Source organism: Ruegeria sp. AF7, assembly GCF_056541885.1.
Genome location: NZ_JBQFYX010000001.1, coordinates 755996 through 770851, shown reverse-complemented (window position 1 = coordinate 770851; position 14856 = coordinate 755996). Strand labels below are relative to the sequence as shown.

Annotated in this window: 13 protein-coding genes and 1 tRNA gene; 5 read left to right on the top strand and 9 right to left on the bottom strand. The window is 54.9% G+C overall.

What is annotated here, in order from left to right; translation table 11 throughout:
• Nucleotides 1–63 precede the first annotated feature (63 nt).
• The 5 genes from ACR0AP_RS03890 (at nt 64) to ACR0AP_RS03870 (ending at nt 5417) form a co-directional block, all read left to right on the top strand.
• Nucleotides 64–1098, top strand: coding sequence for a cysteine synthase A (locus ACR0AP_RS03890; protein ID WP_480485822.1), 1035 nt, complete (start codon nt 64–66; stop codon nt 1096–1098).
• Nucleotides 1098–3524, top strand: a complete 2427-nt coding sequence (locus ACR0AP_RS03885) for a DUF3772 domain-containing protein (protein ID WP_480481201.1) — start codon at nt 1098–1100, stop codon at nt 3522–3524. The genes ACR0AP_RS03890 and ACR0AP_RS03885 overlap by 1 nt, the downstream gene beginning before the upstream one ends.
• A 143-nt stretch (nt 3525–3667) precedes the next feature.
• Nucleotides 3668–3757 (top strand) — tRNA-Ser (locus ACR0AP_RS03880).
• 236 nt (nt 3758–3993) lie between these two features.
• Nucleotides 3994–4362 (top strand): group I truncated hemoglobin, encoded by a 369-nt coding sequence (locus tag ACR0AP_RS03875; protein WP_209596705.1) that lies wholly within the window; start codon nt 3994–3996, stop codon nt 4360–4362.
• Nucleotides 4359–5417, top strand: a complete 1059-nt coding sequence (locus ACR0AP_RS03870; protein WP_209504102.1) for an adenylate/guanylate cyclase domain-containing protein — start codon at nt 4359–4361, stop codon at nt 5415–5417. Before ACR0AP_RS03875 ends, ACR0AP_RS03870 begins: the two co-directional genes overlap by 4 nt.
• A 6-nt stretch (nt 5418–5423) precedes the next feature.
• Here the strand turns inward: ACR0AP_RS03870 and ACR0AP_RS03865 are convergent, their stop codons facing one another.
• The 9 genes from ACR0AP_RS03865 to guaA all read right to left on the bottom strand — a co-directional run bounded on the left by ACR0AP_RS03865 (nt 5424) and on the right by guaA (nt 14842).
• Nucleotides 5424–6038 (bottom strand): TetR/AcrR family transcriptional regulator, encoded by a 615-nt coding sequence (locus ACR0AP_RS03865; protein WP_209504101.1) that lies wholly within the window; start codon nt 6036–6038, stop codon nt 5424–5426.
• 113 nt (nt 6039–6151) lie between these two features.
• Nucleotides 6152–7021, bottom strand: coding sequence for a polyphosphate kinase 2 (gene ppk2, locus ACR0AP_RS03860; RefSeq protein ID WP_480505399.1), 870 nt, complete (start codon nt 7019–7021; stop codon nt 6152–6154).
• Between the two features lie 49 nt (nt 7022–7070).
• Entirely contained in the window at nt 7071–8024 is a 954-nt protein-coding gene (locus ACR0AP_RS03855) for an alpha/beta fold hydrolase (protein WP_480505397.1), read from the bottom strand.
• The gene (gene metA, locus ACR0AP_RS03850; protein ID WP_480505396.1) at nt 8014–8931 is read right to left on the bottom strand and encodes a homoserine O-acetyltransferase MetA; all 918 of its coding nucleotides are present in this window, start codon (nt 8929–8931) and stop codon (nt 8014–8016) included. Before metA ends, ACR0AP_RS03855 begins: the two co-directional genes overlap by 11 nt.
• A 36-nt stretch (nt 8932–8967) precedes the next feature.
• The gene (locus ACR0AP_RS03845) at nt 8968–9840 is read right to left on the bottom strand and encodes an ATPase (protein WP_480505394.1); all 873 of its coding nucleotides are present in this window, start codon (nt 9838–9840) and stop codon (nt 8968–8970) included.
• 47 nt (nt 9841–9887) lie between these two features.
• A complete protein-coding gene (locus ACR0AP_RS03840; RefSeq protein WP_480505392.1) occupies nt 9888–10784 on the bottom strand; it encodes a DMT family transporter in 897 nt (298 codons plus the stop codon).
• A 99-nt stretch (nt 10785–10883) separates the two neighbouring features.
• On the bottom strand, nt 10884–12041 hold the full coding sequence (locus ACR0AP_RS03835; RefSeq protein ID WP_480505390.1) for an OmpP1/FadL family transporter: 1158 nt from the start codon (nt 12039–12041) through the stop codon (nt 10884–10886).
• A 124-nt stretch (nt 12042–12165) separates the two neighbouring features.
• Nucleotides 12166–13071, bottom strand: coding sequence for a DMT family transporter (locus tag ACR0AP_RS03830; protein ID WP_480505388.1), 906 nt, complete (start codon nt 13069–13071; stop codon nt 12166–12168).
• A 211-nt stretch (nt 13072–13282) separates the two neighbouring features.
• On the bottom strand, nt 13283–14842 hold the full coding sequence (guaA, locus tag ACR0AP_RS03825) for a glutamine-hydrolyzing GMP synthase (protein ID WP_480505386.1): 1560 nt from the start codon (nt 14840–14842) through the stop codon (nt 13283–13285).
• Nucleotides 14843–14856: the final 14 nt, after the last annotated feature.

Below are 14856 nucleotides of genomic sequence, written 5' to 3'. Positions count from 1 at the left end.
CCGCTTGTGGTCGCCGCGGTGCGGCTGTAAATCTTCGATGGTACAAAACGACAAGGGGCCATCATGCGCATTGCACGAGATCTTGCTGACGCAGTAGGAAAAACACCGCTGATCCGGCTGCGCCGCATCAGTGAAGAAACTGGTTGCGAAATTCTCGGCAAAGCCGAATTCATGAACCCCGGTCAATCCGTCAAGGACCGTGCTGCACTCTATATTATCCGTGATGCCATTGCGCGGGGCGATTTGAAGCCCGGTGGCACCATTGTGGAAGGCACCGCCGGCAATACCGGTATTGGTCTGGCGCTGGTGGGGGCGTCAATGGGGTTCAAGACCGTGATTGTGATCCCGGAAACCCAGTCGGAAGAAAAGAAAGACATGCTGCGGCTGGCCGGTGCACAACTGGTTCAAGTTCCGGCTGCACCTTATCGCAATCCCAACAATTTCGTGCATTATTCCCGGCGTTTGGCCGAGGAATTGGCGCAGACGGAACCCAATGGGGCAATCTGGGCCAACCAGTTTGACAACGTGGCGAACCGTCAGGCCCATGTTGAAACCACTGGACCCGAAATCTGGGAACAAACAGACGGTAAGGTCGACGGGTTTATCTGTGCTGTCGGGTCGGGCGGTACGTTGGCCGGGGTTGCCGAAGCGTTGCAGCCCAAGGGTGTGAAAATCGGTCTGGTCGATCCTATGGGTGCGGGTCTCTACTCTTACTACACCACCGGTGAAATCGCGATGGAGGGAGGATCGATTGCCGAAGGTATCGGACAGGTTCGGATAACAAAGAACCTGGAAGGGTTCACGCCGGATCATTCCTATCAGATCACTGACACCGAGGCGTTGCCCTATATCTTTGACCTGCTCCGTGACGAGGGGCTGGTCATGGGCGGGTCAACCGCGATCAACATGGCGGGCGCCGTGCGTCTGGCCAAAGAAATGGGGCCGGGCCACACGATTGTGACTGTCCTTTGCGACTATGGCACGCGGTATCAGTCCAAGCTGTTCAACCCGGATTTCCTGCGCGAGAAAGAATTGCCGGTGCCGGATTGGATGACTGAAGCACCGCGCAGCATTCCCGGCGTTTTCGAGGACGTGTGATGCCGAGGCAGGTTCGCCTGTTTCTGACACTGGTATTCCTGTGTCTTGTCGGGCTCGCAGGCGGTGCTGTCGCGCAGCTGACCGACAGGCAAAGTGAGTATTACCGGGGCTGGATAAAAACGGCTGACCGTGCCGAGTCCGTGATTGAAGCGAACCGTGCGTCAAACGCTGCGTTTGAGAATTTACGTTCTGAAATAAACGGTTACCGAGAGGACTTTAACAAGGCACGCAGCGCCAACACAGACCGTATCGCAACGCTGGAAAGCCAGATCAAGGCGCTTGGTCCAAAACCCGAAGGGGACGCGGCCGAACCTGAAGACATCGCTAAATTGCGAACTCATCTTAATGAGCAGCTCAACAGTTTGCGGGTGCCGCGCATCATTTCCGAAGAAGCTTATACCCGCGCAAATGGATTGATCAGTGAAATCGATCGGATCATCCGGACGCGGCAGACAAAACAATTCTTTGAGCGCGGGCCGTCACCGATCAACCCCGTATATTGGGGACCTGCTTGGCAAGACGTAAAAGAGGCGCTTCAGAGCCTGACAAATGAAACAATTACCAACCTGCGTTCGGACGTAGTGAAAGAACGTATCCGTGATCGTGGCTTGGGAATCTTGTTTCTGGTGATCCTGGCCGCGGTTTTACTGATCTTCGGCAAACGTTGGTCCGAACGGGGCGGCGACTATCTGAGGTTGCTGGGCGGAGCGGGCACTGGTGTTTGGTCCTTCATCATTTCTCTGTTGCGGATTCTGTTGCCATGGATCGGTGTCGTTGCCGCCATCGCCGCAATCAGTCTTTCGGGTATTCCGGGTCTGCGAGGCAGTTTGTTGCTGGAAAAAATCCCCTACTGGGCGGCAATTGCCTTCTTCTACGACTGGATTGGCCGACAGATTTACGTGATTGGCGCTTCACAAGGATTCAAGCGCCTGTCTGCTGCTCGGATTACCGAATTGCGGATATACATTGATCTGTTGGCTTTGATGTTGATCCTGCACGAACTGGCGCTTCTGTTTCAGCAGATCGAAAACGTCTCGGATGCGACTCGTGCGGTGATCAGCTTTCCCGTGATTGTTGGAACGGCATTGCTTTTGCTCCGCGTGCGGCAGATCAGAACGAACGACCGCCTGCTGGACCAGACGGCGTCTACCCGGGCCGCCGGATTCAGCCAGTTGTTGGAATTCCTGCGCAAGGCCATGTTCCTGCTGGGGATCGCAACACCCGTACTGGCACTGGCCGGCTATACCAATGCGGCCGAAGCGATCGTGTTTCCGGCGGTAAAAACGCTGGTTCTGATTGCCGCTCTGGCGATTTTCCAACGGTTCGTCAGTCAGATATACGGATGGATCACAGGGCAGGGCGACGCTGCGCGCGACTCTCTTTTTTCGGTCCTGGTGGGCTTTGCACTCGCCATCGTCGCGCTGCCTGTTCTGGCGATATACTGGGGCGCGCGCGAAACGGACCTGCTTGAGGTGTGGTCGCGTCTGCTGCTTGGCTTTGACATCGGCGGTGTCATGATCTCGCCCAGCAATTTCCTGACATTTATCGCTGTTTTCGCAATCGGATATACGCTGACACGGTTGTTGCAAAGCGGGTTGCGCAACTCGCTGTTGCCCAAAACCAGCATCGATCCGGGCGGGCAGAATGCGATTGTCGCTGGCTCTGGGTATATCGGGATCTTTCTGGCTGCGTTGGCAGCGATCATGGTCGCGGGGTTTGATCTGTCGTCGCTGGCAATTGTCGCTGGCGCACTGTCTGTCGGTATTGGCTTTGGCCTGCAAACGATTGTGTCTAATTTCGTGTCCGGCATCATCCTTCTGGTCGAACGGCCGATCTCCAAGGGTGACTGGATAGATGTGAACGGGATGATGGGCTACGTGCGTGACATCTCCGTCCGATCGACCCGGATCGAGACGTTCGACAGAACGGATGTGATCATTCCAAACTCGGACCTGATCAGCGGCGTCGTCACCAACTACACACGTGGCAATACCATCGGTAGGGTGATTGTACCGGTCGGTGTCGCCTACGGAACAGATACACGGCTGGTCGAGACCATTCTGGGCGAGGTCGCAAACAACCACCCGATGGTTCTGGCCAACCCGGCGCCCAGTGTAGTGTTTCAGGGATTTGGAGCGGATGCGTTGGATTTCGAGATCAGAGCGATCCTACGGGATGTGAACTGGGTTTTATCCGTCAAATCCGACATGAACCACGAGATCAATCGGCGCTTTCTGGAAGCGGGTATCGAGGTGCCGTTTGCACAGCGTGATATCTGGTTGCGCAATCCCGAAGCTTTGCAGACCTCGAACAAGGTTAAAGAGGCAGGCCTTGCGCCCAAACAGAACACAACCGATTCAACGGCAGGAAAGCCAGTTGAACTGACAGAATCTGATCTGGACCCTGACGCGGGCGATGAAATCTGACGACCAGTCCGACAGCTGAAAGGTCGCGTTTCTGGTCGCTTGACGCTCTGGGTAGACTACCGGATTTAATTGATCCTTTCCGGTGATTTCACCGATTTGGGGCCTTGCAAATCTCATGACATTGGTCCAAACATCGCCGGCACGGAGAGGTGGCCGAGTGGTCGAAGGCGCACGCCTGGAAAGTGTGTAGGCGGGGAACCGTCTCCAGGGTTCGAATCCCTGTCTCTCCGCCATTACCCCCTTAGACAGAAACCCAAACCAGCCCCGGCGTCTTGGCTGTGTACAACTTGGTTTCGTGTACCACGCCGGGTCTTCGAAAGCGCAGGATTTTAAATCCCGGACACTTTTGCTTTTCCTAAAATGAACGCGCGTTAAGCCGGAAAACGAAAAAAATACCATAAACATTAACAAAAATGTCCATTTGATATAGAATTACAGTGTTTTTGTTCGGTAACTCTTGGGTTTTCGTGTGGCGCAAACGCTTTATGATAAATACGGTGGCTTCAAAACAATCAGCCGTGTCGTGATGACCTTCTATGAAATGGCGTTGGATTCGGATGACATCGGCCATTATTTTGAAGATATTGATATGCCGCGGTTGATTGATCATCAGACGAAGTTTGTATCGTCCCTGATTGGCGGACCGGCGTCATTCAGTGATGACAGGATCGAAGCCGTACACAGGCATCTGAGTATTTCACACGACGAATTTGATGTGATGGCTGAGCTGTTTGGCGAAGCGCTGAGCGTGCATGGTATGTCCGATCAGGATATCAAAACCGCGCTGGCTGCAATTGAAGGGAAGCGTTCAATTATCGTCGCCCGAAACGCGGCATGAGCATTCATGCAATAAACGAACAGCTGTTACGCGCCATCGGTGTCGGCATTGCCGTGGTGCGCGCCTCGGATCTTCAGTTCGTTTTTCATAACGGGCCGTTTTCGGAGTGGTTTGGAACCCCCGAGAACGGCAGTACTCTTACGGACATTCTTCCCGCCCTTGATCCCAAAGAATTGGAAGACGTCAAGCAATCGGGCTTGAGATATTCGGTTGAATTGCAAATCAAGCCGAAGCGGCGGACCTTGATCTTTGCAGTCGCAGTTTCGTTGGCCAAAGGGCTGTCCGAGCAGGTTCTGATTGTCGAATGCCAGAACATCACGCGCATTCGCGAGCTGGAAAGCATGATCGACAGCTATTCCACCATGGTCGAACGCAACACGCGAGAGCTGGAGCGTGAGAAAGAGCGGGTTGAACGGCTGCTTCTGAACTTGATGCCACGGGCCGTTTATGAAGAGTTCAAAACCTTCGGTGTTGTCACTCCGCAGCTCTACAAGCAGGTGTCTGTTGTTATGCTGGACTTTGTGGGATTCACTGATTTCGCGGCCAAGACCGACCCGACAGTGACCCTGAGCGAGTTGAACGACATTTTCACAGCGTTTGACAGGATCGTTGAGCAATTCGGGTGTGAAAGGATCAAAACAATAGGTGACGCATATCTTGCGGTCTCAGGCATGCCTGACCCGACACCCGATCACGCGACGGCAGTGGCCCATTGCGCGGTACGTTTCCTGCGTTATCTCGAACGCCGGAACGAAAGCCACCCGCACAAATGGCAGGCCCGGATCGGTTTGGGCATGGGGGCCGCGGTCGGGTCTGTGGTGGGTATTCAGAAATACGTCTACGACGTTTTCGGTCCGGCGGTAAATATCGCGTCCCGACTGCAAATTTTCGCCAATCCTATGAAAATCGTTGCGCCGGAAGAGATGAAATACGCCCTGATTGACGAATTTCAGGTCTCGGACCTGGGACGTGTTGACATAAAGGGAATGGGCGAGATGAATCTGATCAACGTAACGTCCGGGCTGAGCTTACCGCAAAGCAGCCGAACTTTTTGACAGGTGTCAGTCGTCCTGCGGGATCAGACCCAGCCCTCGCAGGTAGATTCCAATGCCGCTTTCCAGCAGGTCTTCCGGGGGGAAGGGAGACGTCGCGCCGGTATTGCGCGCGTATAATTCAACCACACCATGGCTCATCGCCCAGATATGTGCGCTGAACATCGACGCGGGCGGGCGCTTTTCAGGGGGAATATGTTGTGACAGGTCGTCGGCGGCTTTTTCAAGAACCGATTTGGCCCGATTGGCGGCCATTGATAGTTCGGGGGTGCGATTCAACGAAATTCCACTTTCGAACATGGCGATGTAATGGCCGGGGTTCTTCCGCGCAAAAGCCAGATAGGCCCGCCCGGTTGCCTCGAAGGCCGCCAGGGCAGAGGGTTGGCCCTTGTCATAAGCGTATTGCATCAGGTCCGCGAACATCTCGAACCCTTGCCGTGCAGCTTCGGCGATAAGGTCTTCGCGCCCTTCAAAATGGCGATAGACAGCGGCGGGTGTTACGCCAGCGGTTTTGGCGGCTTCAGATAACGTAAAACCTGTCGGCCCCTTTTCTTCGATCAGGGACAAGGCTGCCTCGATCAGGGCTTGCTTTAGGTTTCCGTGATGATAACCGCGTTTTGACATCCCGGCCTCAGGTTCTTTGATTAGGTATTGGAAGACAAGGGGATAGACCAAATACACACGGTCGTCCAACGCTTGCCCTTGAAATCCTTGGCCGGGCAGGGTGAAAACGCAACCTAGGCTTCCCAGACATCCGGACCACCGCAGATCAGGGGATCAATGTCGCCAATGCTTTTTGCGTCCTTCTCATCATAGTCCAGCGTGTGCAGAACCGTTTGAATTGCTGCAAGACGGGCGCGTTTCTTATCGTCCGACCGGACAATTGTCCAAGGAGATACGTCTGAATGTGACCGGGTCAGAGTTTCTGAAATCGATTGTGTGTATTCGTCCCACTTGTCCAACCCAGCCACGTCAATAGGGCTGAGTTTCCATTGCTTTAAGGGGTCGGTTTCACGGGCCAGAAAGCGGTTCAGCTGCTCAGCCCGCCCGACATTGAGCCAGAACTTGAAGAGTTTGATGCCATCATTGACCAGACCCGTTTCAAGCGGCAGAACCTGACGAAAGAACCGCTCGCGCTCTTCCTGGGTGCAGAAACCAAAGACGTTCTCGACCACGCCGCGATTGTACCAGCTGCGGTCAAAGAACACGATCTCGCCAGCGGCAGGCAGGTGAGGGATGTAGCGCTGGAAGTACCATTGACTGCGTTCAGTTTCTGAGGGTTTGCTGAGCGCCACATTGCGCGCGCCGCGTGGGTTCAGGTTTTCGCGAAACCGTTTGATCGTTCCGCCCTTGCCGGCGGCATCGCGGCCTTCGAAGATGATGGCGATCCGTTGCGCCGTGTCCTTGACCCAAGACTGCATTTTGACCAGCTCGATCTGGAGCAGTTCCATCTGCTCATCATAGTCCTTGGTCTTCATCTTCTCGCTATACGGGTAGGTCGGGTTCAGGATTTCGCCTTTCTTCGAATTCTCGATCTCATCCCGCACAGCTTTGGGCGCGCTTTCCTGAAAATACTTCTCTATAGAACCTTTTTCGGTCCGGGCCATATGTCACCTCACGATAAAACCCATATCCGACTATGGATTAGAGCTTGGATTAACGCAAACCTGCACGCCGCGCTGCACGATCAATTGCGGAGGCAACCTCGGGCGCTGCGACAACCTGCGGCATGTGACCGATCCCTGGTAACGCGACCAGTTCGGCCTGCGGGATTTGCTGGATCAGACGTCGGGAATGCCACTCGAGGCCGACAGTGTCGTCGGCGGTGCCGTGAACGATTTCGGTTGGCACTGAAATCTCACCGTATTTCGGCTGCAATTGGGTTATCTCATCCAATAGATTGGCCCGTTGCTTGGCATTTGCATGCATGGAACTGCGCCGGATGGTCAGGCCGGGTCCGAAATGTTCGGCGTATCCAGCGGGGGTCGATTGAGGCGCAAATACAGTGTCCAATGCCCGTGCCACGTACCAATCGGGCACGAATGAAGAGATCAGGGGCAGGGCGAGCGCGTTGCCGACCGTGGTAGACGCCAATTGGTTAAACCCATCCAAAGGCGTTTCCCATGGAATGGCAGCGGGTGCGATCAGAACAAGCGCCGAGAGATCCTCGGGCCTGGTGACCGCCCATGCAAGCGCCACTGAACCGCCATAGCTTTGGCCCGCAACGATAGGCTTTCCCGCCCCAAGCTGGGCAGCAGCTTTTTGCAGGATATCCGCTTGTTCCGTGATCGTTTCACCGTCTGGGTTGAAACTTTCTGAAAATCCCAGGCCGGGCCGGTCAAAAACGATGACGCGGTAGTTTTCAGCCAGAATGGGTGCCAGCGCAAAAGTCATGTCGCGGGTGTTGCCGCTTGAGCCGTGAAGAAGGACCACATCTGGCCCTTTCCCCATGACAACCGCATGAACGGCGATCCCGTCGACATCAAGAATCTGGCCTTCGGGTGGGAAAGCCGCTTCTGCCTGCGCTTCATTCCGGGCGCTGCGCCACGCAGTCACAGCAGCAAGGCCCAGAATGATGAGGCCAAAGGATATCAAGTTCTTAGCGGCCAATTTCACTCATATCGAAAGGTGTCGACTGATAGATTTCGTTTATCCAGTTGCCATAAAGAAGATGCGCGTGACTGCGCCAACGATTTTGAGGTGTCTTGGATGGGTCATCATCCGGATAATAGTTGATCGGCACGTTGATGGGCGTGTCATTGGCGACGTCGCGGTCATACTCCTGTTTCAGCGTGTCGCTGTCATATTCAAAATGATTGAAGATATACAGCGCGCGGTGGCTGGGATCCTCGACCAGACAAGGGCCTACATCGTCGCTGCCCAGAAGGGTCGTCAAACCCTGTGCGGCGTCGATCTCAACTTGTTTCATTTCCGTCCAGCGGCTGACCGGGATAACACAATCGTCAGAGAACCCACGCAAAAAAGGTGATGCAGGGTTCAGATTGCGGTGACGGAAACAGCCAAAGGCCTTGGCATCCAGCATGTGTTTTCGGACACCATGAAAATGGTTGATCATCGCCATCCCGCCCCAACAAACGCCAAAGGTTGAGTGAACGTTTGTCTGAGTCCAGTCGAAGATTTCGCTGATTTCATCCCAATAGGTGACGTCACAAAATTCCAGATGCTCGATCGGTGCGCCAGTAATGATCAGGCCGTCGAACTTTTGGTCCTTGACCTCCTGAAAAGGCTGATAGAACTCGGACATATGCTCGGCGGCGGTGGTTTTTGTCTGGTGTTCCGTCATACGGATCAAAGACAGTTCGATCTGCAACGGGGTTGCGCCGATCAGGCGCGCAAACTGGTTTTCCGTTTGAATCTTCTTCGGCATCAGGTTCAGCAGCCCGATGCGCAGGGGGCGAATATCCTGACGCATTGCCTGATCCTCGGACATGACCATAACGCCCTCTTTGTTCAGGACGTCAAAGGCGGGCAGATCTGAGGGAATTTTGATGGGCATGTGTCTGACTTCGAAGAGATTAGGGAAAACTGGTAGTTAGGCGTTATTGCGTCTGGCCTCAAGGGTACGTTCGATCAACTCATCGAAATCGGCCGCATCGCGGATCTTGCCGATGTCGTTGGCATCAATCGTCACGCCCCAGTTCTTTGCCATCGCCTCGTACCGAGGATGACGATGGGCCAGGGCTTGTGCGTAGGTCCAGCGGACAAAATCATCGGGGTTGACCTCGACCTCTGCACAGCCGTGTTGATCCAGATACTCGGTCCAGGAACGGGTCAGGAAATCGGCCTGATAGGACATGGGTTTTGGGGCCTTGTCGAAACGGCGCACAAGATCGGCCGTATGACCCTCGTCACCCTTCAGCCAGATCATGAGGGTTTGCCGCGCGAGTTCAGACAAAACCTGATCTCTTGGGTCCTCGGGATCTACCCACTCGCAGATGGATCCGCCCGTATCGCATATAAAGTGAGGATATTTGTACAGACGCTCGGCGCGGTCGATGAAGTATTCGGTGTCCAGCAGCGCATGAATTTCGGCCAAGCGAAACTGTTCCTGCCTGCGGCGGTATTCTGGCATGTCCAAGCCGCCCAGATCGGGGTTTCCCGGCTTGCCCAGATAAGCAGCAACAGGTGTCAGATTGGCGAATGAAATATTCGAACCGATATAGATCGAATCCGACAACAGCAGTTCACGCAAGAACGGAACTTTCATAGCCTCGGCCTTGGCATTGTCGGTGATGTACTCGCCCATATAGCGCGTTCCGATCCGGTAATCGATCGAGTAGTGGAACCAGTTCCCGGAATCTCGGAGGATGTTGGATACGTAGGTCTTGCCCAATCCTGACATGCCAAAGAACAGCACTTTCTTGCGGCTTGCGGTGCGCCAGTCATTGGCTGAGGTGTAGATCATTTTGCGCTGTCCTTTTTTGCCCTAGCTAAATCGGGCAGCGCACGGCGTCAATTGGGCCGGGACGAACGATTCAGAACCAAAAGGCCAATCGCCAGAACGGCAAAGCCCAGAAAGGCGTTTGGGGTCAGGGACTCTTCGCGCAGCAATGCGCCCAGAACAATAGCGACCGGGGGTATGACAAGCGTCACCAGCATAAGATTGCCACTGCCGGCCATTGCCAAAACCCGATAGTAAAGCAGATATGCGCCGGCCGTTGCGACGATCGCATAGTACCCGATGGCCGCCCAGGTTATTGCGGGTAACGCCAAGCTGGGTACTCCATCAACTGCTAGTGTTATTGGCAATACCAACACTGTCGAAGCCGTCAGCATACCGGCGGCGGCAACCACCGGTGGAAGGTGCGATAATGTCTGCCTCGCCCAAGCCGCGGCGCATGCGTAGGAAACTGTTCCGGCCAACACTGCAAGCTGAGCGGTGCTTTGCAGGCTGAAACTCAAGAAATTCTGCGCTCCGATCGCGATTGAGACACCAAGAAAGCCCAGGCAGACACCCAGTAGCCGGGTCTTTGTCAATCGTTCGTCGCGAAAAAACAGTGCTGCAATCAGAACGCCGAAGATCGCGGTCGCCGCGTTCAGGATCGCCGTCAGACCCGTGTCAATGTACAGCTGCCCCCAAGCCATCAGGCTAAAGGGGATGACGTTGTTCAATAGCCCCATGACCAAAAAAGCGCCCCAGATACCGGGCGAGCGCGGCACCTTGATCCCCTTGATCCAAGTCACCAGGCACAAGACCAGCATGGCCCAGAATGTGCGGTGCAAAACTGACGTCATCACGGGAAGTGTGTCCAGAGCGACCCGGATGGAAACAAAGGAGGCGCCCCAGATCAGTCCAAGCAGCAAAAGCTCGGTCCACCCGCGGAGGGAGAGGTGTTTTTGTTCGTTCATGCGGGCACTGTTTCATTGAAGTTAACCAACGGCGACCCGGTTCATGCGAAAAAGCCCCGCAGAAACTGCGGGGCTTTGTAGTAAATATGATTACTCAGATCAGTTCAGAGCGTATGTGATCTGAAAACCAACGCTCCAGGCGCTGTTGCCAGTGAATGTCCCACGTGCCGCCGGACCGGCGCCATTCGCGGTGGCATCTCCGATATCCGTGTAACGCACACCACCGGAAATTTTGGCATTCTCAAGAGAATAGGTGCCACCCAGACCGATGCTCCAGAACCCATCTGTCGGGCCGAGGTTCGACACCGGCGTACCTTGGGAAGATTCGTAGCCCAGTGTCACAGCACCAGAAAATTCTTCCGAGAACTGATAACCCAAACCCAGCGAGTAGGTGAACGTGGCTTCGTCATAATCAACCAGGTTCGTCGTCGGCGGATAGTTTGGCGGGTTATACACAAGCTGTGGCCAGTCGACCCAACGGATCGAGCCAAACAACAATGTCTTGGGCGCCACACCGGTCTGGAAATCCAGGTTGATTGACTGCGGTGTTTCAATCTCACTTGTGGTGTTGAACGTTGCCACAGTCCCTGGAGGGGCCGGGGGTGGCGGGTTGAGCGATTCCGTCTGTGAAAGGTCGTGGCTGATCTTGGAGTTATATGTCAGCGACACACGTGCCGCGATTTCGGGTTTTTCCCACGCGACGCCAACGACATACCCAAATGCAGTATCAGCGCTGGTATCCACCTGATAGCCAGCGGTAATTGGAACGGTTATCGAAGCCTTGACGCGCTGCGCGCGAATACCACCGATCGCACTGAAGCCACCATCGAATTTGTAGCGCAGCAGCGCAGTGATGGCATCTGTATCCGCTGTCGCTCTCAGGCTGTCGGTTCGACCACCGGGAACTGGGTTGATAGACAGAGGATACGTGCTCGCGTACTGAATATCGGCACCAAAGGGCTGATCATACATGATGGCGAAATCAAGCTTTTCCGTAAGCGCCGTTTTGTACCCCAAGTGTGGCGTAAAAAAATCGTTTGCGACTTCGCCCGAGTCTTGAGGTTGACCGATATTTGGTCCAGCAAGCGCAGGCATCGTGCCGGTCACGCTTGGATCTGTATACCCCAACCGAAACTGAACTGCAGAGCCTTCTTCAAAGATCAGGTTGATACCCTGACCGCTGCGGTCCAGACCGCCTGCATAACCAGCCGTTGCTCCAACGCACAAAGCGCACGTTGCGAGTAGTGTTGTTTTCATTCTGTCCTCCCGAACTTTTTTCGAGTATTTGCTTGGCGAAGAATTGAGTGAGTCCAGCGCCTACCCGTGTGTAATGCGCGATACTTTCTTTTCAGTTAGTTTAAGGTCAACTGGTGACGGTGCGTTACTTGTTGCCACTACAGTTCTGAACTGTTGCTAAACTGTTACGATTTTCGGACCAGATGTTCAGGAAAATGCCTGCAAAGATGACAGCGGCGCCGATCAGAACCCAATGGTCGATGGGCTCGTGATAGAGGATCATCCCGATTACCGCGATTGTCGGAAGGCGTGCAAAATCAAAGGGAATGACGACGGTTGCCGGGGCGATAGACAGGGCATTGGTAATGCAGAAATGCGCCAGCAAACCCGCCAACCCAACCAGAATCAAGTAGGGCGCGGTTTGCATTGTCGGAAGCACAATCTGACCGTCGATGCCAGCGGCTGTGGCCCCAAGGACCGCTTGCATTGCGGTCAGCCAGAAAACGATACACCCAATACTGGCAAATCGCGTAAGCTTCTTGGTTGTAATCGTTGTAAACGCAAAGAAAACCGCTGATGCCGCTGCTGTTATTAAGCCGGGGCTCAGGGGGGCAGCGCCTGGGCGTGTGACGATCAGAACCCCTGAAAACCCAATTAGCGCCGCAATCAACTTGAGCGGGGTCAACCGTTCGTTCAGAAACAGCGGCGAAAGCAGGATCACCCAAAGCGGTTGAGTGAACTCCAGCGCGAAAACCTGTGCCAAAGGAGCCACTGCCACGGCGTAGAACCAGAGATTTTGCCCTGTAAAGTGTAAGGTGTTTCGTAAAGCATGCAATCCCAGCCGTTCGGCTGAAACCTGCTGCCAGTTGCGCGTTAAAGTCAGGACTGTTGCAACAACAACGAACCCCACGATGCTGCGATACATCATGATTTCAAAGGTATCATGCGCAGAACTCAGCTCACGCCCTGCAACCGCCATGGATGAGAATGAGGCGATCGCACCTGTCATCCATAGACCGGCCTTCAACACGTCTTTCTGCGCATGGCTCATTTCGGGCGTCCCTCAGGTTCGTCGCGTAGCCGCGCGGCCAAAAGACCGCAAGGCCAAGAGCTTATGATAAGCAGGCTAGGTTTGCCCGGCCATTCAAACGTCGAAGGTGCACCAGATTCAAGGTCGTATAGATGACTGCCCCGAACAAAGGCTTGAACGAGAAGGACGTTTTGCAGCTCAATCAGTTAAGTTTTACGCAGACACCCACCGGTTATTCCCACTCGATGGTGCCGGGTGGTTTCGATGTGATGTCATAGGTGCACCGGTTGATGCCCTTAACCTCATTGATGATCCGCGTTGCCGTTTCGCCCAGGAACTCATGGCTGAACGGGTAGTAGTCTGCGGTCATGCCATCGACAGATGTGACGGCCCGCAGCGCACAGGCGTAGTCATAGGTGCGTCCATCACCCATGACGCCTACCGTGCGCACTGGCAAGATGGCGACAAAAGCCTGCCAGATGTCGTCATAGAGGCCGTGTTTACGGATCTGGTCGATATAGATCGCATCGGCTTCCCGCAAAATACCCAGTTTTTCACGTGTGATCTCGCCGGGGCAGCGGATTGCCAGACCGGGCCCGGGGAAGGGGTGACGCCCGATGAAACTCTGCGGAAGGCCAAGTTCACGGCCAAGCGCGCGAACCTCATCCTTGAACAGCTCTCGCAGGGGTTCGACCAGTTTCAGGCCCATCTTTTCCGGCAAGCCACCGACATTGTGGTGCGATTTGATGGTTACAGAAGGTCCGCCCGAAAATGACACCGATTCGATTACATCCGGATAAAGCGTTCCCTGGGCCAGGAACTCGGCCCCTTCAATGGTATCGGCGTGTTTCTGGAACACGTCGATGAACAGTTTGCCGATGATCTTGCGTTTGGTCTCCGGGTCGCTTTGCCCTTCAAGCTCGCCAAGGAACAGTTCGGATTCGTCCGCGTGGATCAGTTGGATATTGTAGTTGTCGCGGAACATGCCGACGACTTCTGTCGCCTCGTTCTTGCGCAACAGCCCGTGGTCAACGAAGACGCAGGTCAACTGGTCTCCAATCGCCTCGTGGATCAGGATCGCCGCGACCGAGCTGTCAACGCCGCCCGACAAACCGCAGATGACCTTCTTGTCACCAACCTGCTCGCGGATCTTGCGGATCATCTCCTCGCGATAGGCCCCCATGGTCCAGTCGCCCTTGAAACCGGCCAGCTTGACGAAGTTCTCGTACAGCTTCGCGCCCTTGGGCGTGTGGTGCACCTCGGGGTGGAACTGCACGGCATAGAAATGGCGCGCTGGATCGGCTGTGATCGCAAAGGGCGCGTTAGGCGATGTGCCAAAGACCTGAAATCCCGGCGCGATTTCACTGACGTGGTCACCGTGGCTCATCCAGACCTGTTCATCCCCGTCGTCAAACCAGCCCTTCAGAATTTCCAGTTCGTCTTTTGGCGTGACAAAAGCCCGACCGAACTCGGCGGTGCCATGGCCACTTTCGACCTTGCCGCCAAGCTGGTGCATCATCACTTGCTGGCCATAACAGATGCCCAGAATCGGCACGCCGTAGTCAAAAATCTCTTGCGGAGCACGGGGCGACCCTTCGCGCGTCACACTGTCCGGCCCGCCCGAGAAGATCACGGCGCGCGGGGCCATTTCCCGCACGAAATCCATCGTGACATTCTGGTAAGGGTGAATTTCGCAATAGACATTCAGTTCGCGCAGGCGGCGGGCAATAAGCTGCGTAACCTGGCTGCCGAAGTCGATGATCAGAAGGCGGTCGTGGGATGTCTGGGTCATGTCAGCGCCTTAGG